This window comes from Marinomonas lutimaris (genome assembly GCF_019426345.1).
GTDB lineage: Bacteria > Pseudomonadota > Gammaproteobacteria > Pseudomonadales > Marinomonadaceae > Marinomonas > Marinomonas lutimaris.
Genome location: NZ_JAHLLW010000005.1, coordinates 73901 through 99207, shown reverse-complemented (window position 1 = coordinate 99207; position 25307 = coordinate 73901). Strand labels below are relative to the sequence as shown.

Annotated in this window: 31 protein-coding genes; 16 read left to right on the top strand and 15 right to left on the bottom strand. The window is 44.0% G+C overall.

The genetic code is table 11. From position 1 onward, the window contains the following. Both KPL72_RS08020 and KPL72_RS08015 read right to left on the bottom strand, forming a co-directional pair. The gene (locus tag KPL72_RS08020) at positions 1 to 630 is read right to left on the bottom strand and encodes a LysE family translocator (RefSeq protein ID WP_219702404.1); all 630 of its coding nucleotides are present in this window, start codon (positions 628 to 630) and stop codon (positions 1 to 3) included. Between the two features lie 95 nt (positions 631 to 725). Then, positions 726 to 1190, bottom strand: coding sequence for a GNAT family N-acetyltransferase (locus KPL72_RS08015; protein ID WP_219702403.1), 465 nt, complete (start codon positions 1188 to 1190; stop codon positions 726 to 728). 154 nt (positions 1191 to 1344) lie between these two features. Between KPL72_RS08015 and KPL72_RS08010 the strand changes: the two genes are divergently transcribed. Then, on the top strand, positions 1345 to 2070 hold the full coding sequence (locus tag KPL72_RS08010) for an ElyC/SanA/YdcF family protein (RefSeq protein ID WP_346729501.1): 726 nt from the start codon (positions 1345 to 1347) through the stop codon (positions 2068 to 2070). A gap of 3 nt (positions 2071 to 2073) precedes the next feature. After that, positions 2074 to 2268, top strand: coding sequence for a hypothetical protein (locus KPL72_RS08005; protein ID WP_219702402.1), 195 nt, complete (start codon positions 2074 to 2076; stop codon positions 2266 to 2268). A gap of 10 nt (positions 2269 to 2278) precedes the next feature. On the opposite strand, the gene KPL72_RS08000 is transcribed toward KPL72_RS08005, so the two are convergent. The 7 genes from KPL72_RS08000 to KPL72_RS07970 form a co-directional block, all read right to left on the bottom strand. Beyond that, positions 2279 to 2581 carry a helix-turn-helix domain-containing protein gene (locus KPL72_RS08000; RefSeq protein ID WP_219702401.1) on the bottom strand — a complete coding sequence of 101 codons (303 nt, stop codon included), beginning with the start codon at positions 2579 to 2581 and terminating at the stop codon, positions 2279 to 2281. Next, positions 2581 to 2937 (bottom strand): type II toxin-antitoxin system RelE/ParE family toxin, encoded by a 357-nt coding sequence (locus tag KPL72_RS07995; protein WP_011978493.1) that lies wholly within the window; start codon positions 2935 to 2937, stop codon positions 2581 to 2583. The genes KPL72_RS08000 and KPL72_RS07995 overlap by 1 nt, the downstream gene beginning before the upstream one ends. A 137-nt stretch (positions 2938 to 3074) precedes the next feature. Continuing rightward, a complete protein-coding gene (gene dhiA, locus KPL72_RS07990; RefSeq protein ID WP_219702400.1) occupies positions 3075 to 3608 on the bottom strand; it encodes a type II toxin-antitoxin system antitoxin DhiA in 534 nt (177 codons plus the stop codon). Further along, positions 3602 to 3871 (bottom strand): type II toxin-antitoxin system toxin DhiT, encoded by a 270-nt coding sequence (gene dhiT, locus KPL72_RS07985; RefSeq protein WP_219702399.1) that lies wholly within the window; start codon positions 3869 to 3871, stop codon positions 3602 to 3604. The genes dhiA and dhiT overlap by 7 nt, the downstream gene beginning before the upstream one ends. A gap of 142 nt (positions 3872 to 4013) precedes the next feature. Further along, complete coding sequence (locus KPL72_RS07980; protein ID WP_219702398.1) at positions 4014 to 4676, bottom strand: anthranilate synthase component II; 663 nt, start codon at positions 4674 to 4676, stop codon at positions 4014 to 4016. A gap of 7 nt (positions 4677 to 4683) precedes the next feature. After that, on the bottom strand, positions 4684 to 6099 hold the full coding sequence (locus KPL72_RS07975) for an anthranilate synthase component I family protein (RefSeq protein ID WP_219702397.1): 1416 nt from the start codon (positions 6097 to 6099) through the stop codon (positions 4684 to 4686). Continuing rightward, entirely contained in the window at positions 6096 to 6326 is a 231-nt protein-coding gene (locus KPL72_RS07970) for a Trp family transcriptional regulator (RefSeq protein WP_169458219.1), read from the bottom strand. The genes KPL72_RS07975 and KPL72_RS07970 overlap by 4 nt, the downstream gene beginning before the upstream one ends. Positions 6327 to 6515: 189 nt before the next feature. On the opposite strand from KPL72_RS07970, the gene KPL72_RS07965 reads away from it, so the two are divergent. The 4 genes from KPL72_RS07965 (at position 6516) to KPL72_RS07950 (ending at position 8550) form a co-directional block, all read left to right on the top strand. Beyond that, the gene (locus KPL72_RS07965) at positions 6516 to 6788 is read left to right on the top strand and encodes a type II toxin-antitoxin system RelE/ParE family toxin (RefSeq protein WP_283247986.1); all 273 of its coding nucleotides are present in this window, start codon (positions 6516 to 6518) and stop codon (positions 6786 to 6788) included. Beyond that, entirely contained in the window at positions 6785 to 7072 is a 288-nt protein-coding gene (locus KPL72_RS07960; RefSeq protein WP_219702396.1) for a helix-turn-helix domain-containing protein, read from the top strand. Before KPL72_RS07965 ends, KPL72_RS07960 begins: the two co-directional genes overlap by 4 nt. Positions 7073 to 7323: 251 nt before the next feature. Further along, on the top strand, positions 7324 to 7635 hold the full coding sequence (locus tag KPL72_RS07955; protein WP_219702395.1) for a cupin domain-containing protein: 312 nt from the start codon (positions 7324 to 7326) through the stop codon (positions 7633 to 7635). 123 nt (positions 7636 to 7758) lie between these two features. Beyond that, the gene (locus tag KPL72_RS07950; protein ID WP_219702394.1) at positions 7759 to 8550 is read left to right on the top strand and encodes a GGDEF domain-containing protein; all 792 of its coding nucleotides are present in this window, start codon (positions 7759 to 7761) and stop codon (positions 8548 to 8550) included. Positions 8551 to 8598: 48 nt separating this feature from the next. Here KPL72_RS07950 and feoB read toward each other — a convergent pair whose 3' ends face one another. The 4 genes from feoB to KPL72_RS07930 all read right to left on the bottom strand — a co-directional run bounded on the left by feoB (position 8599) and on the right by KPL72_RS07930 (position 12316). Further along, positions 8599 to 10680 carry a ferrous iron transport protein B gene (gene feoB / locus KPL72_RS07945; RefSeq protein WP_219702393.1) on the bottom strand — a complete coding sequence of 694 codons (2082 nt, stop codon included), beginning with the start codon at positions 10678 to 10680 and terminating at the stop codon, positions 8599 to 8601. A 31-nt stretch (positions 10681 to 10711) separates the two neighbouring features. Further along, entirely contained in the window at positions 10712 to 10936 is a 225-nt protein-coding gene (locus tag KPL72_RS07940) for a FeoA family protein (RefSeq protein WP_072838872.1), read from the bottom strand. Between the two features lie 196 nt (positions 10937 to 11132). Beyond that, on the bottom strand, positions 11133 to 11429 hold the full coding sequence (locus KPL72_RS07935; protein ID WP_219702392.1) for a Dabb family protein: 297 nt from the start codon (positions 11427 to 11429) through the stop codon (positions 11133 to 11135). Positions 11430 to 11560: 131 nt separating this feature from the next. Then, entirely contained in the window at positions 11561 to 12316 is a 756-nt protein-coding gene (locus KPL72_RS07930) for an SDR family NAD(P)-dependent oxidoreductase (protein ID WP_100186559.1), read from the bottom strand. 125 nt (positions 12317 to 12441) lie between these two features. Here KPL72_RS07930 and KPL72_RS07925 point away from each other — a divergent pair, with 125 nt between their 5' ends. From KPL72_RS07925 to hxpB, 9 genes are all read left to right on the top strand, one after another. Then, a complete protein-coding gene (locus tag KPL72_RS07925; protein WP_219702391.1) occupies positions 12442 to 13368 on the top strand; it encodes a LysR family transcriptional regulator in 927 nt (308 codons plus the stop codon). A gap of 127 nt (positions 13369 to 13495) precedes the next feature. Next, positions 13496 to 14509: a thiosulfate ABC transporter substrate-binding protein CysP gene (gene cysP / locus KPL72_RS07920; RefSeq protein WP_219702390.1), complete on the top strand. Its 1014-nt coding sequence runs from the start codon at positions 13496 to 13498 to the stop codon at positions 14507 to 14509. 113 nt (positions 14510 to 14622) lie between these two features. After that, the gene (gene cysT, locus KPL72_RS07915; protein WP_219702389.1) at positions 14623 to 15483 is read left to right on the top strand and encodes a sulfate/thiosulfate ABC transporter permease CysT; all 861 of its coding nucleotides are present in this window, start codon (positions 14623 to 14625) and stop codon (positions 15481 to 15483) included. A gap of 9 nt (positions 15484 to 15492) precedes the next feature. After that, positions 15493 to 16374: a sulfate ABC transporter permease subunit CysW gene (gene cysW, locus KPL72_RS07910; RefSeq protein ID WP_212917549.1), complete on the top strand. Its 882-nt coding sequence runs from the start codon at positions 15493 to 15495 to the stop codon at positions 16372 to 16374. Beyond that, a complete protein-coding gene (locus KPL72_RS07905) occupies positions 16371 to 17492 on the top strand; it encodes a sulfate/molybdate ABC transporter ATP-binding protein (protein ID WP_212917548.1) in 1122 nt (373 codons plus the stop codon). Before cysW ends, KPL72_RS07905 begins: the two co-directional genes overlap by 4 nt. Positions 17493 to 17707: 215 nt before the next feature. Then, positions 17708 to 18688: a TRAP transporter substrate-binding protein gene (locus KPL72_RS07900; RefSeq protein WP_219702388.1), complete on the top strand. Its 981-nt coding sequence runs from the start codon at positions 17708 to 17710 to the stop codon at positions 18686 to 18688. Further along, positions 18685 to 19197 carry a TRAP transporter small permease gene (locus tag KPL72_RS07895; RefSeq protein WP_212917546.1) on the top strand — a complete coding sequence of 171 codons (513 nt, stop codon included), beginning with the start codon at positions 18685 to 18687 and terminating at the stop codon, positions 19195 to 19197. Before KPL72_RS07900 ends, KPL72_RS07895 begins: the two co-directional genes overlap by 4 nt. A 1-nt stretch (position 19198) precedes the next feature. Then, positions 19199 to 20503 carry a TRAP transporter large permease gene (locus tag KPL72_RS07890; RefSeq protein WP_219702387.1) on the top strand — a complete coding sequence of 435 codons (1305 nt, stop codon included), beginning with the start codon at positions 19199 to 19201 and terminating at the stop codon, positions 20501 to 20503. A gap of 53 nt (positions 20504 to 20556) precedes the next feature. Beyond that, positions 20557 to 21219 (top strand): hexitol phosphatase HxpB, encoded by a 663-nt coding sequence (gene hxpB, locus KPL72_RS07885; RefSeq protein WP_219702386.1) that lies wholly within the window; start codon positions 20557 to 20559, stop codon positions 21217 to 21219. 45 nt (positions 21220 to 21264) lie between these two features. Here hxpB and KPL72_RS07880 read toward each other — a convergent pair whose 3' ends face one another. After that, the gene (locus tag KPL72_RS07880) at positions 21265 to 22188 is read right to left on the bottom strand and encodes a histone deacetylase family protein (protein WP_219702385.1); all 924 of its coding nucleotides are present in this window, start codon (positions 22186 to 22188) and stop codon (positions 21265 to 21267) included. 203 nt (positions 22189 to 22391) lie between these two features. On the opposite strand from KPL72_RS07880, the gene KPL72_RS07875 reads away from it, so the two are divergent. Further along, a complete protein-coding gene (locus tag KPL72_RS07875; RefSeq protein WP_219702384.1) occupies positions 22392 to 24809 on the top strand; it encodes a bifunctional acetate--CoA ligase family protein/GNAT family N-acetyltransferase in 2418 nt (805 codons plus the stop codon). Here KPL72_RS07875 and KPL72_RS07870 read toward each other — a convergent pair whose 3' ends face one another. Further along, a complete protein-coding gene (locus KPL72_RS07870) occupies positions 24810 to 25193 on the bottom strand; it encodes a septal ring lytic transglycosylase RlpA family protein (protein ID WP_219702383.1) in 384 nt (127 codons plus the stop codon). Positions 25194 to 25307: the final 114 nt, after the last annotated feature.

Below are 25307 nucleotides of genomic sequence, written 5' to 3'. Positions count from 1 at the left end.
TTAAGACACTGTGCGTTTAGCAAATAAAGCCCAGATACCTGCAATCGACATCAAGGAGCCACCAGCCAGATTAAAACCCCGCATAGCTTTTTCAGAAGAGAGAAGCGTACGTGCTCTAAGGGCAAAAAAAGCATACATAGAAGCAGACAGAGTTGCTAACATCACGAAGGTAAACGCCAAAATACAAAGCTGTTCTGTCGTATTGCCTTGGTGAGAAACAAATTGCGGCAAAAAGGCCACAAAAAAGATAATGCCTTTGGGATTCAATGCAGTAACAATGTAAGTGTTTAAAAAGAGTCGCCATTTAGAAACCAATATATCTGAAGACGGTATTTTCATTGCTGAAGTGCCAGATCTGAGTAACTTAATACCCAAGTACAAAAGGTATAAACCACCAATACTTTTCACCACAGTAAACCAAAAAGCCGACACAGAAAATAAAGCGCCTAACCCCACTAAAGAGGCAAATAACGCCGTGGAATCCCCCAGCGCGACACCAGCAACCAATGGAATATTCGCTCGGCGACCATGTGCCACAGAATTCGCAATCACGGCCAAAATTGTTGGGCCAGGAATGATCAGCATGGTAATAGACGCAACAACAAAAGCGAGCCAAACTTCAATCGACATGGAACTTTCTCCTTCTTTAATAGATATCTATCAATCCATAGACGACAGCAAAGATCAATCGTTAAACACTCAAAAAAAACAGGCCGAGACACAAGTTACAAATCACACCCTAAAAAATGCGTTCCAGGAATTGGGTTGTAACTCACCGGATCACAAGGTTCAAAACCCAAACGAACATACAAACGTCTCGCGGTTTCAAAATCTGCTAACACATCAAGACACATACGCTGATAACCATTTTCCTTGGCACAAGACATTAACGCAGTGACTAGCTTTTCGCCCAAACGATGACCACGTTCTGTTGGCCGAATATAGACTCGCTTCATTTCGCAAATTTGCGCATCAACCCGACGAAAAGCCCCGCAGCCGACGACTTCATTGTCTTTCCAGATAAGTAAAACAACACCATTGGGAAGTGAGTATTTACCTTCCAAAGCAACAAACTCTTGTTCATTCTGTTGATAATCCAAGCTCACCGGAGCCGACGCTATATACTCACGAAAGATAGCTAACACACTGTCATTGTCTTGTGGGAAATCGGCAGGGCGAACGGAAAACATGGCGTGTCCTTACATCAGAATGTCAAAAGCAAAATAATACCGACAAAACAACCTGAAAAACAAAGCTTAATAGAACCCTTTTAAGCTTTAAGACAAAACCATACTCCTTTATGATCCCTGTACTCTAAAACGACATTATTAAAGAGATAGCACAGTGGGCATTATTCTTTTTTACCTCAAGAAAATCATCGGCATGATGCTCATGCCAATTCCTCTCACTTTGCTGGCCATGTGCCTCGCATTTTTACTGATGAATAAATGGCCAAAAATTGCTCGTTTTTTCTTGTTGTGCGGCATATTAATGCTGGGACTCACTAGCTGGAACCCAGTTGCCAATACACTGATTGCGACGGTAGAACATGACTTCCCAGTATTTGATATTCAGCAACCTGTTGATGTCGTTATCGTCCTCGGCAGTGGACATCAAAACCTTCCTAATACGCCTGCCGTTATGCAACTTGGTAGAAGTGCAATTTACCGATTAGAAGAAGGAATACGCATACTAAATGCAAACCCAACTGCTCAATTATTTGTTTCTGGCTTCGGTGGCCACGCACAAAAAATGCGAGACGCAGCAATTGAGCTAGGTGTAAAAGCACAAAGGATCAAAATGTTTCCAAAACCAAAAGATACCGAAGAGGAAGCCAACAGCATGAAACCTTACTTAGAAGGAAAACAAGCAGCCTTGGTTACAGAAGCCTCACATATTAAACGTGCGTCTATTTTCTTCGAAAAAGCCGGCATCAACATCATCCCAGCGCCAGCCTTGTACTTAGGCTCAGAAAAGAGCGACTGGCAAATCGACGCCACCGCCGCCTACAAAAGCCAACGCGCCTTTTACGAATGGCTTGGACGTACTTGGCAATGGATTAAGGGGTAAATAATGACATCTAAAATGACATTTGAAGCAGATAAAATAGATGACCCAATATCTCATGATACTTGGTTAACACAGCAAATAAACACCGCTTTCGATCGCATGGAAAACGGCCTTGCTGTATTTGTGTCGAACGAAGAAGCCAATGTTCAGATGGAAGATTTTAAGGCAAAAGTTCGTGCTAGGAATAAGAACTTATAGTTACACTGCCTTATAAATTAAACCCATAATGGCTGCCATCTGGCAATTCAACATCAACGGTTAGTTTGCCACCAGCCCCTTCTACATAACGCTTTAAAGTAGATAGCTTTACATCTCGGCCTTTGCGTTCCATTCCAGCAATCGTTGGCTGCTTCACGCCTAGCGTGTTTGCCATATCCTCTTGAGTAATTTGCATGCGTTCACGTAACTGAGACAGATGAATTCCAAGCACCATATCCTCAGCTTTTTTACGGGCGTTTTTTACTATTTCAGGCTTCTGATCTGAAATTAACTTATCAAGCGTTCTAGCCATTACTCACCTCGACTTTTTAGATCCAGTAGATGCTTTTCAAATTCTTTATCAGCAACTGAAATCATCTGTTCATAAAATCGCTTATCTTTCCCTGTTTTCTCTCCAGCACATAATAAAATACCAGTTCTGCTTGGATTGAATGCATAAAACGAGCGTATAGGGTTACCCTTACTTTGCGTCCTTAGCTCTTTCATATTAGCGAACTTCGAGCCATTCACAGCATCAGCATAAGGCCTAGATAATTGCGGTCCTTTTTGCTGTAGCAAAAGCAATGTTGCCAACACGTTTTCTTTATCAATGTCGTCCAGAGCTTCAAACCATTCATCAAACACATCCGTTGTTTCTATACTCCACATAAATTCCCTTTTATATAAAATAATAGCTTTTAAACTATATAGCTTTAAAGCTATATTTTCAATTTAAAAAAAGCAGCGACGACTTAATTAGCGCTGCTTGTTTCATTTTAAAAGTAGAGTTTTTCTAAGCTAACCCCCTAATGTGAAACAGTAACCGAGTTTGACAGCGATTCCCCAACTCTCTCTTTGGCAATTTCAATTACCGCATGGGCAAGCTGTACCAAGGTCGCAAAGTTAGGCTTGGTTTCCGGTTTAAGAGATCGATAAGCACTGGTTCGGCTTTTAATACCCGCTCTTGCAATCACGACACTGTGTCCGAATAACTCAACATAGGAACGAATAGCGGCTTGCAAAATGTCTGGGCGACCTTCTTTCATAGAGTCCCATGAAGCCTGTTTAATCACCTCTTCCATTTGTTCAACATCAAATCGTATGCATGAGGTCTGATAGGCACCTTTTGTAATGCCGCGTAATGTGCCCGCAGTAAGCTCATTACCATTCCAATTCAACGCACCGTCTGCAGTTAAAGCAAAGCGTTTAAAGTCTTTTACGGTAACAAAAGGTGGTTTTGAAAAGTAATCCGATAAGTCTGCCTCACCTTCAAATCCGTCGTTAAAGGTTAATGCTAAGGTGTGATCTTTAACCCAATCCACATCTATAATTTTTAACATAAATCCTCCAACTTTCCCGGGTTCTCACCCTTCACTGCTTTACGCCACATCTGCATGAGTTGCTCTCGATACATAGTTATGTGAGCTTCAGCACGTTTACGCTGTTTGCTGGGAAGGTAACCTTCTAAGCATTCACTGGTTTCAATAGCAATAATCAATTCATAGTCACCATATTTCACATGTAAGTGAGGTAACTTGTGCTGTTGGTTATCAAAAAAGTATAAGCAAAACGATAATCCTAATAACGCATCGATTTCAGGCATCCTTACCCCTCGATATTTATATAGATAAAACTATAGACTAGTCTCTCAAAAGAGACAATGTTATTTTATAAACACAAAAAAAGCAGCACCCATTACTGGACACTGCTTTTTAATATTTCAAAGATACTGAATTTCTAATTAATCAAACCTGAAACAAGAAGTTTTTGATCAGGTCTTTGCCACCTTCTGTGGCGAAGGATTCTGGGTGAAACTGAATCCCTTGGATTGGGTACTCTTTATGACGAACGCCCATCAGTTCAAACTTGCCACCTTGGTGAATTGTGGCAATGTCTTTGAAGTCAGCTTCTTTTAACTCTCCAACAGAAGCCGTTACTTCCAACACCTCTGGAAAGCTTTCTGCTTCGGCGATTAACGAGTGATAACGCATGACTTCTAGTTGGTCTGGGATATCATGGAATATACCTTCACCGTTGTGAGTAATCGGGCTGGTTTTACCGTGCATTGGCAATGGTGCTTTCACTACTTTGCCGCCAAATACATGACAAATCCCCTGCATTCCCAAGCAAACGCCCATTAATGGAATGGTTTTACCGAACTCTAGAATGACGTCGGCACACACACCGAAGTAAGCTTTGTCGTCTGGCGAACCTGGCCCTGGAGAAATAATAATGCGATCTGGCGCAGCGGCACGAATATCGTCTAATGTTACTTCGTCGTTACGTTTTACAATCACTTCAAACGCGTCGATTTCACCACGGCTTTTCTCAGTTTCTAACACTTCACCAATAAACTGATACAGGTTGTAAGTGAAGGAATCGTAATTGTCGATAATATAAACTTTCATGCTTCCCTTACTCCTGATTCGCTTTTGGCGCGAAGCTGTCTAACACACGTTTGGTGCCGGCAAATTTACGTTGGATTTCTTCGTATTCATCTTCGGCATTGGAGTCATACACATTGCCGCCACAGGTTTGCACATAGGCTTTGTTGCCATTAGCAAACACAGTACGAATCGGAATCGCAAACATACAATCGCCATTGAAAGAGAACTGACCAACCGCGCCGCCGTAAGGGCCACGACCATCATTTTCCAAATCATCGATGATCTTCATGGCTTCGATTTTTGGTGCGCCCGTCAAGGTTCCTGCAGGGAAGTTACTAGCTAATGCTGAGAACATGTCGTGATCTTCCGCCATGATGCCGACAATCTCACTGGAAATGTGCTGAACGTGACTGAAACGTTTAATGTCCATCAAGCTACGAACTTTCACTGTACCGAATCGCGCTACACGACCAATGTCGTTGCGATGCAAATCGACAATCATATTGTGCTCGGCGATTTCTTTCGGATCATTCAACAAAGCACGCGCAAAGGCGGTGTCTTCTGCGGCATCTTTACCACGCTTCGCCGTTCCGGCTAATGGGAATGTTTCCATTTCCCCTTGGCGAACACGGAACAATAATTCTGGGCTCGCGCCGATGACTTTTTGCTCACCAAACTTGATGTAATACATTTGCGGGGATGGATTCACTTCACGCAATTGCTCGTACAAATTAATGGTGTCGCCTTCCATATCGAACCATTTTTTAAAGCCGACTTCACACTGGAAGATTTTACCTTCGATGATATCTTGCTTCACCTTGGCAACCGCATTCGCATGATCAGTTTTGCTCATCGATTCGCCAGCAGGACGAACTACAAATGGGCCGTTTTCTGGCGTCGGTTCCACCATCATGCTGTTCACTAATTCCACACGATTCCCTGTAGAATCGTCGTCGTAATAAAAGTAGAAAACTTCGCCGGTCATCTTGTCCAGAATCAGACCATCTTTGTACAAACCAAAACGAAACGCGTCGAACATCTCGCTCGATTGCAGATCCAACGTCGGCTCAAAATAGTTCATGCTGTCGTAACCGATATAACCCGTTAACCCACCAGCAAAACCACGCGACAAAATATTTTGCGGCACGATATCACGCAGCAAGTAATATGGATTGTCGGATTCAAAAGACTCAGTACTGCCGTCACGTTCTTGGATAAATAACTGCTTACCTTCCGCCCAGATCAATTTCTCAGGATCAAAACCGATAATCGAATGGCGGGAAATGAAGCTCTCTTCACCAAGGGATTCCAACATAAAACAGTTATCAAAACGCTTCTCGACTTTCTTAAACAAGTCAAAAAAATCGCAGGCAGAACTGATGGTGACATACTTAGGTTTGCGCGGCAGCGTGATGCGCTGCGGCTTTTTATTATATGAACTCATATCTCTTTTAATTCCTTCAATGCTCGGGAGCCACGGGTCACAGTAGCAATACCCACACCCAACTGTTTCGCAATATCTCGCTGCGGCACGCCTTCGTCTAACAAGGCAATAATCTTCAAACGACTCACCATTTCACTAATTTCATTCGGTGTCAGCAGCACTTTTAAACGCTTCTCCAACACAGACTCATCGTCTACTTCGGTTAAAAACTGGATCAAGTCCTTCATAGGATTCAACTCTCACAAGAAGGTTTGTATTCATGTACTAGTACAGTATTTCATTTGAATGGCTAAAGCAATAGATAAAATAAGTGGCGAGAATATAAAACCAAAGTTATCATATAAGATAACAGCCAGGAGGTAACCATTAGCTGGAAAATACAGTTTTATGATGGCGTAGAGGACTCTATTCTTAGCATGCCACCAAAGATCCAAGCACGAATGATTAAACTTTTAGAGTTAATGGAAAAGCATGGAGCACATCTTGGCCCACCTCATACAGAGGCAATGGGTGATGGTTTGTTTGAGATTCGAGCCAAAGCGCAGGAAGGTATTGGCCGGAGCTTATTCTGCTACTTAAAAGGCCAACAAATATTTGTATTGCATGCTTTTGTGAAAAAGTCACAGAAAACACCAAGAAGAGAGCTAGAACTCGCTAAATCAAGACAACGAGAGGTTCAGTCATCATGAGTCTACAACACTTAAAACAACGAGCATTGAGCAACACAGAGGTTCGTGCGGAATATGATCTGCTTGAAAATGAGTTCGCGTTTATCGATCAATTGCTTTCTATGCGCGTCCAAGCGGGATTAACCCAAGAACAACTCGCAAAACGCATGCACACCCAAAAAAGCAACATCAGCCGATTGGAACGCGGCAACGCCAACCCAAGCTGGACGACGCTACTAAAATACGCCCATGCTTGTGGATTTGAGCTAAGCTTAACACTGCAAAAGATGTCGCATGATGTTTAAGCATCACTGCTAAATATTAGAAACCTGATCCAACCCTTCTTTTAACTTAGCCTTGTTGTGGTAGTCTTCGAAATAGTGTTTCTTTAATCACAGCAATACAGTTTGTCAGATGTAAGTTTTCCAACCATATCAGATAAAACGTCGCTTTCGCCGTCAAAGTGACGTTTTATCGCTTTCTCGATTGTCTAACGATTAACTAGCTTGTACTTTTTACTTATCAAACCATTTATCAACGTCCAAAAGGCCTACTCATGACATTCATCAAAGCCAAAGACTTCACTGCCGACCGCGCTTGGGGCGCGTTGGATATTGCCAATATGTACGGCGTGACGACTCGTTTGCATTGGACAGATCAGACGTATAAATGGCACATCAACGATGGTGCAGAAGTGTTTGTGGTGTTAGATGGCGAAGTGAATATGTATTATCGAGTCGATGGCAAAGAGTATATTCAGCTGATGACGGTAGGCGATATTTTCTACGCGGCGATTGGCACTGAACACGTAGCACATCCTGTTGGGGAAGCACGTATTTTGGTGATTGAAAAAGAAGGCAGCGTTTAAAATCAGGCGTTTATTTACTTCACTATCCTATTATTTATTTTCACATTTTCTTACAGAAGAGCCACTGAATTAGACAATAGATTCCATTACTGTGGATAAATAAAATTTATATGATGTTAGCCTATGAATCTTCCACAGCCTTCTGATTACAGTGCCTACCCTTCCCTTAGCACCACTCAGGTTATCGTTCGTATTACTGCGATTATTATGCTGTGGGAATTTGTCATCATGCTGGCGCTGGGCATATTAAAAGTAGATATTGGCCTTTATTGGTTGGCGGCTTTGGATATCTTGTTTTTGTCTATACTGTCTACACCGTGTATTTATTTCTGGGTAATACGCCCTTTTACTCTAGCTCGCGATCAAGCTATTACGCAGATCCATCACCTTGCTCATACCGATCCCCTCACGCAATTAGTCAATCGCCGTGGTTTGTCTTTATTTTTAGAAAAGTTAATCGCACAGACACAGCGTCATGGCGCATCAGGTGCAGTGTTAATTATTGACTTAGATGGCTTTAAGGTCATTAATGATATTGAAGGACATGCGGCAGGAGACGCGGTACTTATCGAAATCGCACAGCGCTTAAATGATAATGTTCGTACTGAAGACAGCGCTGGGCGTTTAGGTGGCGATGAGTTTATGGTTCTGCTAACCAATTTAGACAATCAGGAACAAATTTCACGCGCCTCTGCTATGCAGGTCGCCAACAAACTTTGTCACATCATCAAGCAACCCATAGAGTTTGAAGACAAACATCTAAATGTGGGCGCGAGCATTGGTATCCGCATATTAGGGTTTGAAAAACTAGATACAGAAACGGCTATTAAAGACGCCGACACAGCCATGTACTTTGCCAAGCAAGCAGGTAAAAGCTGCGCGGTTGTCTTCACACCCAACCTAACTAATACCTAAGCTCTTTATTGGGCTCTTTCTCAAGCTCTATCTTAAGCAGTAATCAAATCATCCAACAGCGATGATGTTGCTTTCTATCCTCGGTTTCACCCAGACTTTTAATCCGATAATAAAGAGAATTAAAAAAGCGGCCGCAGTGCCAATGGTAACCAACGAACGAATCGGATGATCGCCAAAAGTTAATAGCTGAAAACTGAATACCGCAGCGACATAAGCCACCGTCGTACTCCAAGCCACAACCACGCTAGACCAAAGCATTCCACCTTCTTTTACTAAGGCGCCAATGGTCGCGGCACAAGGTGTATAAAGCAGTACAAAGACCAGATACGAAAACGCGCCTTTCCAACCTTCAAATAAAGACACCATGTTACGATGTCCAGGCGTCATAACTTGGCTTTTGGCTTCGCTGACACTGGTCAAACCTAACGGATCGGTTAATGTCGTTACAATGCCCGCAAGGTTACTGCCTAATAAGGTCACAGCACCGACGATATTGCTTATTGGGGATTCGTATTCAATGTTGCTCGGCTCATTGTCGGCATTGGAATACAAGGCATCCATAGTGCCGACTACAGCTTCTTTCGCTAAGATGCCAGTAAACACACCAACAGCTGCGGGCCAATTATCATCGCCCATACCAATCGGGGAAAACACTGGCGTGATGACTTGACCGATTTCAGCCAAGGCGGAAGGCTTGCCACCTTCGTCTGCGGCGCGCCAAGATGGCACTGAATTCAAAATAGTTAGAATCGCTGAAACAAGCACTATGGTCTTGCCAGCGCGCAGAATAAAGCTGCGCACTTTATGCCAACTCGACAAACCGACATTGCTCCAACGTGGACGATGATAATGGGGCATTTCCATCAAAACACTCACTCGTACATTACGAAATAATTGCTTTCTGAAAATCCACGCTGTACCAACCGCCATGATGATGCCAAACAGGTATAAACCGAACACCAGAAGCCCGCCGTACTCGCGGAAGAATACCGACACAAACATCACGTAAACGGCCAAACGCGCACCACAAGACATAAAAGGCGCCATCGCCATGGTCAGCATGCGTTGTCGAACATTGGTCAAACTTCGCGTCGCCATAATAGATGGCACATTACAGCCAAAACCTAGCAACAACGGAATAAACGCCTGACCGGGCAGACCAATCGACGACATAATACGATCAACAATAAACGCCGCTCGCGCCATATATCCGCTGTCTTCCAAGATACTTAAACATATATAGAGGAAGCCAATAACAGGGATAAAACTCGCCACCAGCTGAATACCACCGCCTAAACCATTGGCAAGTATGACAATGGTCCACTGAGGAATGCCTAACTGCGTTAGCCAGTAGCTTGGAAAGCTCACAAACCAATAGCCTGCAAACATATCGATAGGATCGATAAATAAGGTGCCAACACCAATAGCCACTGCAAACATGGCGTACATCGCAAACAAAAAGATCGGAATACCAAACCAAGGATGCAGCACGATTTGATCTATTCTGTCAGTAAAATTTTTCGCCTGCGCACGTCCTTTGGTCACGTTAGACAACCAAACTGCCACACTCGGAACGCTTAAAGAATCGGAATACTCATCACTGAGGCTTCGTTGCAGGGCCAATTCACGATCCGTTGGCAAAGCATGAAAATGTACTAGTAGTTGGCGTTGTAAATCAGTTACTGACAACTGATGACCATCAACGACTGGCACGCCTATATTCTTCGATAATATCTCTAGATTCGGCATGATATTCAGCTTGCGGGCCAAATCGGTCATGGTAAGCACAATCACCATAGGTCGACCCAAGGCGACCAGTTCTTGTGTCAATTTGAGGTTACGTTTTAAGTTGGTGGCATCTACTACATTAACGATAACATCGTAATCGCTCTCGGTTAAAAAACGTCGCGCGATTACTTCATCCATGCCGCCAGTCTGGTTATTCAAACTGTAAATGCCCGGCAAGTCGGTCATGTCAACACGTTGATCCGAACTAGTGAAAAATCCAGTCTTACAATCCACTGTAACGCCAGCCCAATTGCCTACTTTTTGCCGAGTTCCTGCCAGCTTATTAAATAAAGTCGTTTTCCCTGTATTTGGATTACCGACTAAAGTGATGTGGAATGTCATGCTTGTGGTGATCTCTTGTTGAAGCTAAATACTAATCGCAGAGGTGAATATAGCTTGCGTCTTCAGAATGAATGGCGACCAAAGTAGAGCCGACCTTTATTTGCAAAGAATGACCAAATGGCGCTTTCGTCATCAACTGCACAGTTTCACCTGGGTCAAAACCTAATGCTAAAAGTTGGCGTTGCATGTCTTCTTGTGGATGAGCAACAGAATGGATTTCAGCAACCGTACCTTTCGGTAACTGTGATAGAAGCATTATCTCTCCAAGAACAAACGTAATAATAATTATCAAATCAAATTGTACGGTTATTATCGCTCACACAGGTAGAGAGTCACCAGAACAAAAATGTAACGATTCGGTAAACATAAACAAAAAATTCTAAAATCAGAAAGGCATAAAAAAGATGAAAAAGCCCTCGCGAAGAGGGCTTTGGAAGGTGTAAAGGAGGCTTTTAAATACTGTAATCAATAATAATCATATCACTGAGCAACGATCCTAGTAGTTTTTTTATCTCGTCATGCGCTTCATGCGGCAAATAATGATCGCGTGCCGCTTCATTAATAAAGGTCATCGTCACACAATGTGTAAACCCTTTATTAGCTCCTTCCTTACTATTATTTACTCCCCATTCTATTGACGCAATTCCCTCTACTCTCTCGGTGATGCTATCGAGCGTTTCAAAAAATAGTGAGATATTTGAGGCCGCTGCAAGTTCATTAAACTGAATAAGTAAAATATGACGAATCATAATACCTGTCTCCAAAATACAGTTTTCCTGCCGTTTAAAAACATACAAGGCGTTCAACTGTGTTAATAACAATGCCGCATGATCAGGTTTCCTTACAGTCTTTGCCGCTACCCAATCATGCGACGTACAGACTAAAGAAACATTCCTCCAGACGCTTCAATACGCTGTCCAGTTATCCAACCACTGTCTTCACTCAACAACATAGCAACGGCTTTACCAATGTCGCCTGCTTCGCCAACACGGCCCAAGGCAGTAACAGAAGCTACCATTTGATTCATTTGTGGGTTGTCTCGGACATTACCATCGCGGAAATCCGTAGCGATTGCTCCTGGCGCCAATGTGTTCACACGGATCTGGCGGTTTGCAAGCTCTTTTGCCATATAACGCGTCATCACTTCAACCGCGCCTTTGGCCATTGCATAAGCACCAGAGCCAGGCAAACTAAAACGCGCCAAACCAGAAGAAACATTAAGAATATGTCCACCATCTTTAAGCAATGGTAAAAGCGACTGAGTCAAAAAGAAGGGTCCTTTGACATGAATCGCCAACATATCTTCCAACTCGTCATAAGTCGTGTCTTCAAGGCTCGCATGTAACCCCGTACCAGCGTTATTTAATAAATAGTCAAAGTCGCTTCGTGAAAACTCATTAGTTAACACAGTTTGAATTTGGCCCACGAACTCAGAAATAGTGACAACATTTCTCGTATCTAATTGTAAAGAAAAGGCTTTTTGTCCTTTTTGTTTAATCTCGTCAATCACATCTTGTGCTGCGTGGACATTATTGTGATAAGTAAAAATAACGTCTACACCTTTATCCGCTAACGCTAAGGCACTGCTTTTTCCTAAACCGCGGCTACCACCTGTGATGATCGCTAACTTTTTCATAGTCTATCCCTCTTGTTTATTTGTTCGATGTCGAAACACAAGTGCAGAATAGAGATTTTATTAGTCTGGATATACACACCAAAAGTGATAACATTGTTCGCATTAAACGAACAAAGGTAGAGGTGATGGACAAGTTTGAAGCCATGCAGCGCTTTGTATTGGTTGCTCAATTTGGTAGTTTCACTAAAGCAGCAGACGCATTTGGTTTACCAAAATCAAGCATCTCAACTGCTATTCAAGGACTTGAAAGCGAACTTGGGACACGACTTTTCCATCGCAGCACTCGCAATATAACGTTAACTCAAGACGGTGAGATCTATTTACCACAGTGTCGAGCATTACTCGCTAATTTAGACGCACTGGACAGCCAATTCCAACGAGAACCAAGTGATGTTCGCGGTGTACTTAGAGTCGACATGCCAAGCCGTTTTGCCACTACGGTTGTCATTCCGCATTTATCCGACTTTCTCGAAAAATACCCGAACATACGTTTAAAGATCAGCAGCGCAGATTATCGAGTAGATATGATTAAAGAAGGTATTGATTGTGTCATTCGAGTGGGTAATCTTGATGATAGTAGCCTTATCGCTCGTCCATTAACGCTGTACCGAAGCCTAAACTGTGTGTCGCCAAGCTATGTTGAAAAATATGGCATTCCGCAAACAATCGAAGAGCTAGCGAATCATAAGCTGATCGAGTATTCCCATTCGCTTGGTAATCTCGACGCACAATTTGAATACCTAGAAGGCCACAAGGTAAAACAACAATCCATGCCAAGTAGCCTAGCGGTTAATGGCACAGATGCCTATTTAGATGCTTGCTTAGCAGGGCTTGGCATTGCCCAAATACCCGCTATTGGCGCAGAAAACCTCATCAAGAAAGGCCTACTCATTTCTATCCTACCTCAATTCGAAGCAGAACCAATGCCGGTATCCTTGCTCTATCCATCACGCAGACAACCAACCAAACGCCTGACTGTCTTTATGGATTGGCTGCAATCCATCACCCTTGCCGCACAAGAAAAATCACAACGTATTTCGTCAAGTTATTGAAAACTATCTGTTTTAAAAAACGCCTTATCTATATTCCAAAAAAGTTACTTTTTAGCCATTGTAATAACTAAATCTTTTAAGTAATCTCGCTATCAATATAATTCACTGCTTCCCAAATGAGGATACTATGAAATCTAAGCCACGCTTTTTAAAATCTATTATTGGTACATTGTTATTGAGCGGAGCCGTTCAAGCGTCGGCTGCGGATCAAACGATTCTTAACACGTCCTACGATATCGCTCGTGAGCTGTTCGCCACTTATAACCCAACGTTTGAAAAACATTGGTTAGAGAAAACAGGCAAAACTATCGAGATCAAACAGTCTCATGCAGGATCTTCAAAACAAGCCAATGCCATCATGAACGGCTTGTCTGCCGATGTTGTTACTTTTAACCAAGTCACCGACGTCCAAGTTTTGCATGACAAAGGCAAAATGATTCCTGCCGATTGGAAAAACGAATTTCCAAATGCCAGCTCACCTTACTATTCAACAATTGCCTTCCTTGTACGTAAAGGCAATCCAAAAAATATCAAAAGCTGGGGCGATCTAGCGGGTAATAATGTGGCATTGGTGTTCCCAAACCCTAAAACATCTGGCAACGGTCGTTACACTTTCCTAGCGGCTTACGGTTACGCACAAAAAACCTTCGGCAAAGACAACGAAGCGAAAGTAGACAATTTCCTCAGTACTTTCCTGAAAAACGTGTCTGTGTTTGATACTGGCGGTCGTGGTGCGACAACAACTTTCGTTGAGCGTGGCATTGGTGATGTGTTGATTACGTTTGAATCGGAAGTAAACAATATTCGTAACCAATACGGTGCAGACAAATACCAAGTGGTTGTACCAAAAACCTCTATCTTGGCTGAATTCCCAGTAGCCGTTGTTGAGAAAAACGCGAAGAAAAACGGTACAGAAGAAGTGTCTCGTGAATACCTAAGCTACTTGTACAGCGAAGAATCTCAGCGTTTGTTAGCTGGTTTTAACTACCGCGTACACAACGATGTTGTAAAAGCAGAATTCGCTGATAAGTTCCCTGAAGTGAACTTGTTAACCGTCGAAAATATTGCTGGCGGTTGGCCACAAGCGACTAAAGAATTATTCGCAAATGGTGGTAAACTAGACCAACTTCAGCGCCGCTAATATCTGAATAGATAACAACTAGCCGGATACGCTTGCGTATCCGGCTTTTCTGTCTCTAAAGCAACTAGCGACTTTATTGAAATACTCTTGTTAAGACCATAATAGGCAAACACATGGCAACACATTTAAGCGCGGCCGCAACCAGACCTCGCCATAAGCGAGTCTTGCCCGGACTCAGTTTAAGCTTGGGAACCTCCTTGCTGTTTATCAGTTTGATTTTACTACTCCCAATGAGCGGACTGGTTATGCAATCCGTCGACATGGGCTGGGATAGATATTGGCAAGTAATCAGCGACGAACGTGTGGTTGCCAGTTACAAAGTCACGCTTTGGGCGGCCTTAATAGCTTCTATCTTTAATGGTTTCTTTGGCCTTCTATTGGCTTGGGTATTAGTGCGTTATGAATTCCCCGGACGCCGTATTTTAGATGCATTGGTGGATTTGCCTTTTGCTTTGCCAACGGCGGTTGCAGGTATCACCCTGGCAACCTTATACGCTCAGAACGGTTGGTACGGTGAAATACTCGAAAGCCTAGGACTCAAGGTTGCTTACACGCCTTGGGGGATCGTGCTTGCTATGGCGTTTACCAGCATTCCCTTTGTGGTTAGAACGGTTCAACCAGTATTGGAAGAATTATCCCCAGAAGAGGAAGAAGCAGGAATGACGCTAGGCGCATCCGATTGGTCGGTGTTTCGTCGGGTTATTTTCCCTGCCTTGTGGCCAGCATTGATGACGGGCATTGCCTTGTCATTCACTCGTAGCTTAGGTGAATTTGGTGCTGTCATCTTTATCGCGGGTAACATGCCTTACGTCAGCGAAATTACGTCTTTGATGATCTTCGTTAGCTTACAAGAGTTCGATTTCCCTGCCGCCAGCGCCATTGCGTCTGTTGTGCTGATAGCGTCACTGATCCTTTTGTTTGCCATTAACATTTGGCAGGCGCGTTATTTACGTCGCCTTCATGGACGCAGTTAGGAAGCTTATATGTCATCGTCTAAACACTCATCGAGCCAACTTAGAGTCGGCGATAGCCCTTTGGTTAAATGGCTACTAATTGGTCTGACGCTGTTCTTGACCGCGATTTTGTTAGTCGTGCCGCTGATTGCCATTTTCCAACAAGCTTTTGTGGAAGGCGCAGCACACTATTTCAATAGTTTAATTGAAGCCGATACCTTGCACGCCATTGGTTTAACTCTGGTGGTTGCGGCGCTAACCGTGCCGATTAACTTGGTATTCGGAGTCATGCTCGCATGGGCCGTAACCCGTTTTGAATTCCCCGGTCGAAAAATCCTAATGACTTTGATGGACATCCCTTTTGCGGTGTCACCTGTAGTGGCGGGCCTGTTATATCTTTTGTTGTACGGCAATAACGGCTGGATTGGCTCTTGGCTTTATGATCATGACATCCAGTTGATGTTCGCTTGGCCTGGCATTGTCATGGTCACCGTGTTTGTAACCTGCCCATTTGTCGCCCGAGAATTGATTCCTTTGATGCAACAACAAGGACGAGAAGACGAAGAAGCCGCCGTCATTCTGGGCGCTTCTGGCTGGCAATTATTCCGTCGCGTGACCTTGCCGAATATCAAATGGGCGCTGATTTACGGCGTGATTCTAACTAACGCCCGTGCCGTCGGTGAATTTGGCGCGGTATCTGTGGTCTCTGGAAATATTCGTGGCGAAACCAACACCTTGCCGCTGCACGTTCAGTTGCAATATGAGGATTACCAAGCCGCTGCGGCGTTCGCCAGCGCATCGCTACTAGCGATGATCGCCCTACTTACCTTGTTGTTGAAAGCCTTCATCGAATGGCGTCAGGAACGTAGTTTAAAAATTGAAGCTGAAAAAGAAAGACAGGTGACACAATGAGTATTTTGATTGAAAACATTTCCAAACACTTTGGGCAGTTTCAAGCCTTGTCACCTTTGTCATTGGATATCAACGAAGGCGAAATGATTGGTTTGCTTGGCCCATCAGGCTCAGGAAAAACCACTTTATTGCGCATTATCGCGGGTCTAGAAGGCGCGGATACTGGTCGCATTCAGTTTGGTGACCGAGACGTGACTAACTTGCATGTGCGAGATCGTCGCGTGGGCTTCGTATTCCAAAACTACGCCTTGTTCCGCCATATGACAGTGGCTGACAATGTGGCCTTTGGCTTAGAAGTCTTACCACGTAAAGAACGCCCAAGCCCGACTGAAATAAAAAACCGCGTTATGCATTTATTGGAAATGGTGCAGCTTGAGCATCTTGCCAGCCGTTTCCCGTCACAGCTTTCTGGTGGTCAAAAACAACGTATCGCTTTGGCACGTGCCCTGGCGACTCAGCCAGAAGTCTTACTACTGGACGAGCCCTTTGGTGCATTGGATGCCAAGGTTCGTAAAGAGCTTCGTCGCTGGTTGCGCGGATTGCACGACGAACTGGGCTTCACCAGCGTCTTCGTCACCCATGATCAAGAGGAAGCCTTGGAACTGTCTGATCGAGTTGTCGTGATGAGTAATGGCCACATAGAACAGATCGACCAACCAGGTGCACTTTACGCCTCACCTAACAGCCGGTTTGTCTTCGACTTTCTTGGCAACGCCAATGTCTTTGAAGGCAAATTGGAAAACGGCAAATGGCAAAATCTGCAAGCCAATATCGTTCTGCCAAATGGTGCAGAACAGAAAGACGGCCAACTGTACATTCGCTCCCATGAGTTCTTTGTCTCGAAAGAAGCAACAGCCCAAGCAAACTTGCCGTTACGCGTTATTGCCATCAACCCGATTGGCGCCGAAGTTCGCCTAGAACTGACTCCAATAGATTGGCACAGCAACGACGTATGGGAAATCGACCTACCTCACAAAGCCTTCGATAAGAACTGCTTCGAAAAAGGCCAAACCTTATACGTCACGCCGAAAGCAGGTTACTTCTTTGCCCATGATGCACAGCAACCTGTGCTATTGAATTGGGAAACAGAGAAAGTACAAGTAACTGAGCAAGCATAATAAAAGATAACTAAGAACGGCATTCAGAATGCCGTTCTTCTTTTTTATGCCCAGCAATGATACGTTTATGCATCGCATGAACTGAATAAGTGCAAAGAAAATTCCACAAAAATACTCTAGTCGTTTTCCGTCAACCTTTCGCCGCAATGAGGAATACAACTAAAAGATAAGCGCCCTAGAGTCGGTAGATACCCACTCCCGAAGGAAAACGTCGTATGCGCTATTCTAGCCTATTGTTAGTTTCTGTCGTCTTGTCCCAAGCACCATTTACATTAGCCGCCGCAAAGTTTGATTTCTCTAATGAATACAACGCGACGTCTATTCATGCTGAAGGAGATAAGTATTTCATTGATCAAGTCACTAAGCTTAGTCAAGGTGACATAGATATTACGCTTCATACCGGTGGATCTTTAGGTTTCAAATCTACGGATAACTTTTACGCGGTTGCCGATAACGCGATCCAGATTGCAGACACCTTGGCAGGCAGCATGGCAGGTATTGACCCTATATTTTTATTGTCTTCGTTGCCTTTTATTGTTGAAAATGAAGATCAGGCCGAACAACTTTATAAAATAGCCAAGCCTTATTACCAGAAAGTATTTGCTCAAAATGGACAAATCCTACTTTACGCTTCCCCTTGGCCAGCTAGCGGTATTTGGTCTCAAAAACCTGTTACTACAAAAGAAGAACTCGCCAATTTAAAAATCCGTACCTATGACAAAAATGGTACTTTGACATTACGTGAGGCAGGCGCAGAACCAATTAGCCTCTCATGGGGAGATGTCGTTCCTCAACTGTCTACAGGAGGAATTAAAGCGGTACTTACCTCAGCCGATGCTGGTGCGAGCGGTAAATTTTGGGAACATCTAGATAATTATAGTGCCATTCAATATGCAATCCCTCTGAACATGGTTCACATGAACAAAGAGGCGTTTGATGATTTATCTAGTGAAGAACAAAGCGCTATTTTAAAAGCGGCCGCGTTAACAGACGAACATAACTGGCAAACAGTAAGAACTCGCGTTGTGGATAATTACAAAGAGCTTGCTGCGAATAATGTAACCATTCATCAAAACCTTTCAAAAACTTTTATTAGTTGGCTGCAAGAGTCAGCTAAGCCTTCTCTAAAAGAATGGTTAGAAGATACTGGGAAGTCGGGTAGCGATATCATGGCGGATTTTGAGAAAAGCAAATGATCATCCGTCTATTAGTCAGTATTTCCAGACGGCTTAATCAGCTGTCTGGCGCCTTGGCAATGTTACTCATTGCTTATCTGCTGTGTCATATATTGTTAGAAATTGTCTTGCGACTATTTGGCACATCAACTTATGTTCTAGATGAATTTGTGGGTTACGCCATCGCCACAATCACTTTTCTTGGCTTAGGTTATAGCTTAGAACGAAATGGTTTAATCAAGGTAAATATATTAAGTGACCGACTCCCTGAAAAATATCACTGGATATTAGATTCTTTTATTTCTCTTGTTTCTTTCGCTATGTTTTTTTGGGTTTCCTATTACTGGTACATCAATGTCGCCAGAAGCTTTAAACGCAATGTCACCAGCGAGTCCATAGCAGAAACACCTTTGTGGATTCCGGAAGGCATGGTGTTAGTTGGCTTAACTCTTTTGTGCTTAACCCTATTTGTCAGAATACTTGTACTCGTATCTACACGCCAAGTCCCACATATCGAGAGCAATAAATAAGATGGAAATTCTATTATCTGCCGTTGGCGTTATTACCTTAATTCTCTTGGTACTCGGACTTGGAGTTTGGGTATTCTCTGGACTAGCTATCGTTGCTTTGTTGTCCCTAATTTTAATTGGTGATGTCAGTTTAGATCGCTCCGGAGCTATACTCAGTCGTATTATTTTTAGATCTGCAAACTCTTGGGAACTATCTGCTATCCCGCTCTTTATACTGATGGGCGAGCTTATCTTTCGGTCTGATATCTCAGATAGATTATTTCGCGGATTAGAGCCTTGGACGAAAAAGATCCCTGGCGGCATACTTCACACGAATGTTTTCGGCTGCGCTCTTTTTGCTGCGGTAAGTGGTTCAAGTGCGGCAACCACAGCAACCGTGGGAAAAATCACCACGACTGAGCTTAAAAAACGTGGTTATGATAGAAGTTTATCCGTCGGCTCCTTGGCTGGAGCAGGAAGCTTAGGACTGTTAATTCCGCCTTCCCTTGTCATGATTGTTTATGGCATTCAGTCTGAAGTCTCAATCAGTAAACTTTTTATGGCTGGCGTATTGCCTGGGGTTTTAATTGCGGCACTCTATTCTGGATACATCATATGTCGAGCATTATTAAACCCTTCATTATGCCCACCAGAGCAATCCCATGCCGCCAGTAAACTGGAAAGTTTGGTTCTGCTTTTCCCCGTAATTTCACTGATCGTTATCGTAATGGGTGCCATTTATACAGGTATTGCCACACCATCAGAAGCCGCTGCAGTTGGTGTATTTGCGACACTTGTTATTCTTATAAAAGAACGCCAGTTGTCTTTTAAAATGATACAAGAGGCAATGATTGCCACCTTGTTGAGTTCAACCATGGTCTGCAGCATATTGGTATCAGCGGCACTTTTGTCGACTGCGATGGGCTTCCTACATTTACCTTCTGAGCTAGCAAGCTATATCGCCAGTTTGGATCTTACTCCAGCATTTTTACTGTTAGCCCTGGCCATTTTTTACGTCATACTCGGTTTATTTCTGGATGGTATCTCCATCACGGTAATGAGCTTACCTATAACCTTACCCATCGTGATTCAAGCTGGCTTTGATCCTATTTGGTTTGGTGTTTTCTTGGTTATACTGATTGAACTTGGACAAATCACACCACCCGTTGGCTTTAATCTGTTTGTTCTTCAAGGCTTGACGGGAGAGAAAATAGGCAAAGTTGCAAAAGCCGCTTTCCCATTCTTTCTTCTGATGTGCTTAGCTGCATTCATACTTTGTCTAGTTCCAGAAATCGCTTTATGGCTGCCTAATGCACTTTCAAATTAGGCTTTATCCATGTCTAATAAAACACCAAGAAAAAAGCAAAGTGATAAACAATTATGCAAGCCGTTATTTTTGACATGGATGGATTACTGATTGATTCTGAACCATTCTGGAAGCAAGCGGAATACGATGTGTTTTCATCGGTTGGTGTTGAAGTTACGGCCGAGTTAGCGACACTAACTGCGGCAATGACGACGAGAGAAGTCACTGAGTTCTGGTTTGCAAAACAGCCTTGGCAAAATGCCTCTCTTGAGGAAGTCGAGAATCGTGTTGTTGAGCGAGTCAAATATCTGATCGAGACTCAAGGGCAAGCCATGCATGGCGTCCATGATTTACTCGATTCACTACAACAAGCCAAAGTAAAAATTGGCCTAGCTACCAACTCACCAAAAGACATTATTCCCAGCGTGTTACAACGCCTTGATATCGCAGACTATTTTATGGCTTACAGCTCAGCGGATGAAGTAAGTCAAGGCAAAACCGCTCCTGATGTTTACCAGCTAACACTGGAAAAACTTGGTATTGAAGCTCATCAATGCATTGCTTTTGAGGATTCACTCGGCGGTATAAAAGCGGCATTAGCTGCTGGCATTAAAGCGATTGCCATACCGCACCCTGACGAATTTAATCATGATAAATTTGATCTAGCACCACACAAACTCAAGAATTTATCTGAGTTCAACCACCAGCTTGGCAAAAGGCTTTTGGCTAGCGCCTAAAGCTAAAAAAAAATAAAACCAAAAGCTTAAATTAAAAATCTAGCTTCAAAGCCTCATTAAGCTTTTGATATGACAAAATGCAGCGCGACCAAGCGCGTCTACGTTGTAACCGCCTTCCAATACTGACACGATTTTTCCATCACAATGACGATCTGCCACGTCCATTAATAGATCGGTAATCCAAGTAAAGTCCGACTCGCTTAATCTTAGTTGTCCCATTGGGTCTTCTTTGTGAGCATCAAAGCCTGCTGAAATCATAATCAGTTGTGGTTTGAAAGCTTCAAGTGCGGGCAACAGTTGCTCGGAGATAATGGCTTGAAAGGCGTCACTGCCAGAACCTGCTTCTAGCGGCATGTGTAGAATATTATCATGTGAAGCGCCCGGATCGCTGTAGGGATAAAACGGGTGCTGGTAGCTGGAGGCATAAAGCACCTTGGGATCGGCTTTAAAAATGTCTTCGGTGCCGTTGCCGTGATGAACATCAAAATCCACAATCGCTACGCGCTCTAAACCATATTGTTCAATGGCATAACGTGTTCCGACAGCGATGTTATTGAACAAACAAAAACCCATGGCTTTGTCGTATTCCGCATGATGTCCCGGTGGGCGAATCGCGCAAAAAGCATTGTCCATCTCGCCTGTCATAACGAGATCCACCGCTTTAATCACCGAGCCTGCCGCATACAAAGCCGCGTCCAGCGTGTGCGGCATCATCAAGGTTTCTGGCTCCAGCTCCACATGACCGTCTTCTGGCGCGCGTGCGAAAATTGAATCTACATAGGCTTCATCATGTGTAAGAAGCAATTGCTCACGCGTTGCTGGATCAGACTCCAGTCGACGTAGGAAATCCATCAACTGCCCCATAATCAAACGATTTTGAATCGCCCCAAGGCGCAGCGGCGACTCGGGATGATCGTCTCCCATATCATGTTTGTCGCAATAAGTGTGTGTGATGTAAGCCGTTGTCATCTTTATTCCAGTGTTTTTTATTTTTAAAAACTGCCGAGGTCTTTTCAGAATTTCATGAACACAGTTGGCATGACAAGATCTCATGAATGAAAAAGACAGTCCACCCTACCATGGTCTACAATTCGTACTATCGAAGACTATGATACAGTCTCAATACGTTGCTTTTTCCCCAAAGCATAAAGTAAGTTTCAGGAGAATATTAGGTGAGCCAACACGCATTACAATCTCTACTCGCCCCAAAATCTATGGTGGTGCTTACTGGCGATGATGCGCACGATCCTCTCATGCTGGCGCTTTTGACCTCCCTCTCTCATGCGACAAAGTCCTGTCCTGTTAGTCTTGTGGGTGTTCAGCCAGCGACAGAATTCTCTTTTCCGCTTTTCTCAACACTCAGCGAATTAACCACAAGCCCTGATCTTGCCGTGTTGGTCGGCTCCTATTCTTGCAAAGAAGACCAACCTTACATGGAAAGCATTATTGCCGCCTGTGGCGCTGTAGGCATTGGTTCTTTGCTAATGCTGTCTTGGACAAGCGACAGCCAAGAATCGCTGGTTGAAGCACTGCGCAAACACAATGTGCGTTTGCTTGGGCCGAACAGCTTTGGCATTTGTCGCCCTAAACAAGGCGTCTTTGCTTGGCTTGGTTTAACCCAGCCTTTACCGGGACGCTTAGCCTTAATGTCGCAATCTGGTACGGTCGCCAGTGCGCTTGTAGACTGGGCAACGTGGCAAGGCATCGGCTTTTCCCAAGTGGTTTCTATGGGATCACCTGTCGATGTGATGCCATCGCAAGTCTTGGATTACTTATCCAATGATTTCGACAGTCAGGCCATTTTGATGTATTTGCAAAAAATCGGTCGTCCGACACGATTCCTCAGCAGCTTACGCGCCACAGGGCGAAGCAAGCCGGTTGCGGTTGTAACAGAGCATTCTATTGACGCTGATGAACGAGTACTCGACGCCGCACTCAGTCGAACCGGTGCGGTACGAGGTCGACGCTTGAATGATTTAATCGCAGCGGCCTCGGTAATGACAAACGCTCGTCGAGTCAAAGACGGTTCCTTGTTAATCATTGGAAACGGCGCTGGGCCAGGCGAATTGGCAGCACAACGCGCTATGGAATTAGGCATTGATCTACTCACGCCAGAAGGCGAGTTACACAATAGATTGGAATCCACCATGGCGGGTCGCGGTGGCATTGGCCCGGTGACAACGGTTTGGGCAAGTTGCGCCACCGATCTCTTTATTGATCTTGCTGCCGATGCCTTGCACAGTGAAGATTGTGGTGCGGTGTTACTGACACTAAGCCCAACCGCACTCATCGACATCGATTCCCTGTACGACCTTATTATCAAATTACACCGAACACAGAAAAAGCTCGTCATGGTGTGTTTGCTTGGCGGCGGAAACATGACCAACATGCGTACGCGTATTAACGAAGCCGGTATCCCCACCTTCCGTACCCCTGAAACAGCTATTGAAGGCTTTCAATTTTTGGTGCAATTCCAACGCAACCAATTGCTCGCTAAGCAATCACCTGACAGCCATGCATTTCGTTTTAAAATTGATGTTTCAGAAGCAACCAAGACCCTTAATCGCCTTATTAAACAAGAAGGTAAACAAGGTGAAAAAGTACCTCAAAACGATTCACTACGAGATGTTTTTGAGCTATTCCATGTTCACTTAATTACTCGTCGTCAGGCTTCAAATCAGTTGTCTGCACCAATCCACCTTCGAGTCTTTCAGGATGCTGTGTTTGGCCCAGCCATTGGTTTGTCTTTGGAAGGCGCACAGCAGCACAAACAAGCAGAAGCCGTCGCTTTACCGCCACTCAACACCGTCTTGGCAAAAGATTTAATTCAACGTGCGTTTCCTGGAGAAGAGTCCTTTGAACTAGAAAGTTTGCTGCGCAATTTATCTACCATGGTGTGCGAATTACCCGAAATTGAGAGTCTAGAGCTAGGAGATGTGCGGCTCTACGAAAACGGCAGTGTTTACGCTGACGTCACAGCCAATCTTCGACTTTGCAAAAATTGGCGTCGTTATGAACATCTCGCCATTCATCCTTACCCAAGACAATGGGTATCGGAGCGAGTATTGAAAAATGACGAGATAGCCACCGTTAGACCGGTTCTACCGAGAGATTCTGGCATTTTGGCGGATTTTGTTCGTAGCATGTCCCATGAAACTCGTTATTTTCGTTTTATCTCCAATATCGAAGAATTGACACCACGCATGCTTGCCAGCATGTCCCATATCGACTACGACCGAGAAATGGCTTTACTCGCAGTGATTCAACGGGATGGACGAGATTTACTCATCGGCACCGCACGATACATAGATAACTTCGACGATCAAAGTTGTGAATTTGCCGTGGTACTTGGCGATGAATTCCAAGGTTTAGGCTTAGCGTCTTATCTAATGCGACGACTGATGCAAGTCGCCGCAGACAAAGGCATTCGCGTAATGAAAGGTATTGTCTTGGCCGAAAACAAACGCATGATCGAATTCTGCCGTCATTTGGGGTTCGCCATCCAGCGTGATCCAGACGATTTTGGCCAAATGGTCGCCAGCATTAAACTGACGCCGAGCTTGCTGGAAAAGTGTCGGGATGCTTCCTAACTAGTTCAAGACCTCAATCTCAACTTCAATCACACCATCCCGAGTATTACCAATGCGCTGAAAAGCGGCTTTGCTAAGGTCAATAATGCGGCCACTTACGAACGGCCCACGGTCATTGACTCGCACCACGACACTTTTACCATTGGCAACATTGGTCACTTTCACTTTAGAGCCAAAAGGTAATCGCTTATGAGCAGCGGTCATGGCTTTTTGATCAAATAATTCCCCACTAGCGGTTTTTCGGCCTTGATACTTCATGGCGTAATAACTGGCTCCGCCGCTTTCTTCGAACCCTATTGAATCGGAACGACTGATTGGACCACTTGCGCATGCGGTTAGAACAAGAGACAAGATTGCCACACATAAGGTGCTAATTTTTCGCATTGTTTTTTCTTTTCCTTTAAGTCGCTTTGATTTTCAGACGCTATACTCTTAGTCTCATAGTAACAGATACGTCCGCCCAACAAACTCAACCTAACGAAACATCCGTCAGCTTCT

Bases quoted from the DNA above. Each gene is read 5' to 3' on its own strand.
- KPL72_RS08020 (WP_219702404.1), bottom strand. From the start codon at position 630: ATGTCGATTGAAGTTTGGCTCGCTTTTGTTGTTGCGTCTATTACCATG.
- KPL72_RS08015 (WP_219702403.1), bottom strand. From the start codon at position 1,190: ATGTTTTCCGTTCGCCCTGCCGATTTCCCACAAGACAATGACAGTGTG.
- KPL72_RS08005 (WP_219702402.1), top strand. From the start codon at position 2,074: ATGACATCTAAAATGACATTTGAAGCAGATAAAATAGATGACCCAATA.
- KPL72_RS08000 (WP_219702401.1), bottom strand. From the start codon at position 2,581: ATGGCTAGAACGCTTGATAAGTTAATTTCAGATCAGAAGCCTGAAATA.
- KPL72_RS07995 (WP_011978493.1), bottom strand. From the start codon at position 2,937: ATGTGGAGTATAGAAACAACGGATGTGTTTGATGAATGGTTTGAAGCT.
- dhiA (WP_219702400.1), bottom strand. From the start codon at position 3,608: ATGTTAAAAATTATAGATGTGGATTGGGTTAAAGATCACACCTTAGCA.
- dhiT (WP_219702399.1), bottom strand. From the start codon at position 3,871: ATGCCTGAAATCGATGCGTTATTAGGATTATCGTTTTGCTTATACTTT.
- KPL72_RS07980 (WP_219702398.1), bottom strand. From the start codon at position 4,676: ATGAAAGTTTATATTATCGACAATTACGATTCCTTCACTTACAACCTG.
- KPL72_RS07975 (WP_219702397.1), bottom strand. From the start codon at position 6,099: ATGAGTTCATATAATAAAAAGCCGCAGCGCATCACGCTGCCGCGCAAA.
- KPL72_RS07970 (WP_169458219.1), bottom strand. From the start codon at position 6,326: ATGAAGGACTTGATCCAGTTTTTAACCGAAGTAGACGATGAGTCTGTG.
- KPL72_RS07965 (WP_283247986.1), top strand. From the start codon at position 6,516: ATGCCACCAAAGATCCAAGCACGAATGATTAAACTTTTAGAGTTAATG.
- KPL72_RS07960 (WP_219702396.1), top strand. From the start codon at position 6,785: ATGAGTCTACAACACTTAAAACAACGAGCATTGAGCAACACAGAGGTT.
- KPL72_RS07955 (WP_219702395.1), top strand. From the start codon at position 7,324: ATGACATTCATCAAAGCCAAAGACTTCACTGCCGACCGCGCTTGGGGC.
- KPL72_RS07950 (WP_219702394.1), top strand. From the start codon at position 7,759: ATGAATCTTCCACAGCCTTCTGATTACAGTGCCTACCCTTCCCTTAGC.
- feoB (WP_219702393.1), bottom strand. From the start codon at position 10,680: ATGACATTCCACATCACTTTAGTCGGTAATCCAAATACAGGGAAAACG.
- KPL72_RS07940 (WP_072838872.1), bottom strand. From the start codon at position 10,936: ATGCTTCTATCACAGTTACCGAAAGGTACGGTTGCTGAAATCCATTCT.
- KPL72_RS07935 (WP_219702392.1), bottom strand. From the start codon at position 11,429: ATGATTCGTCATATTTTACTTATTCAGTTTAATGAACTTGCAGCGGCC.
- KPL72_RS07930 (WP_100186559.1), bottom strand. From the start codon at position 12,316: ATGAAAAAGTTAGCGATCATCACAGGTGGTAGCCGCGGTTTAGGAAAA.
- KPL72_RS07925 (WP_219702391.1), top strand. From the start codon at position 12,442: ATGGACAAGTTTGAAGCCATGCAGCGCTTTGTATTGGTTGCTCAATTT.
- cysP (WP_219702390.1), top strand. From the start codon at position 13,496: ATGAAATCTAAGCCACGCTTTTTAAAATCTATTATTGGTACATTGTTA.
- cysT (WP_219702389.1), top strand. From the start codon at position 14,623: ATGGCAACACATTTAAGCGCGGCCGCAACCAGACCTCGCCATAAGCGA.
- cysW (WP_212917549.1), top strand. From the start codon at position 15,493: ATGTCATCGTCTAAACACTCATCGAGCCAACTTAGAGTCGGCGATAGC.
- KPL72_RS07905 (WP_212917548.1), top strand. From the start codon at position 16,371: ATGAGTATTTTGATTGAAAACATTTCCAAACACTTTGGGCAGTTTCAA.
- KPL72_RS07900 (WP_219702388.1), top strand. From the start codon at position 17,708: ATGCGCTATTCTAGCCTATTGTTAGTTTCTGTCGTCTTGTCCCAAGCA.
- KPL72_RS07895 (WP_212917546.1), top strand. From the start codon at position 18,685: ATGATCATCCGTCTATTAGTCAGTATTTCCAGACGGCTTAATCAGCTG.
- KPL72_RS07890 (WP_219702387.1), top strand. From the start codon at position 19,199: ATGGAAATTCTATTATCTGCCGTTGGCGTTATTACCTTAATTCTCTTG.
- hxpB (WP_219702386.1), top strand. From the start codon at position 20,557: ATGCAAGCCGTTATTTTTGACATGGATGGATTACTGATTGATTCTGAA.
- KPL72_RS07880 (WP_219702385.1), bottom strand. From the start codon at position 22,188: ATGACAACGGCTTACATCACACACACTTATTGCGACAAACATGATATG.
- KPL72_RS07870 (WP_219702383.1), bottom strand. From the start codon at position 25,193: ATGCGAAAAATTAGCACCTTATGTGTGGCAATCTTGTCTCTTGTTCTA.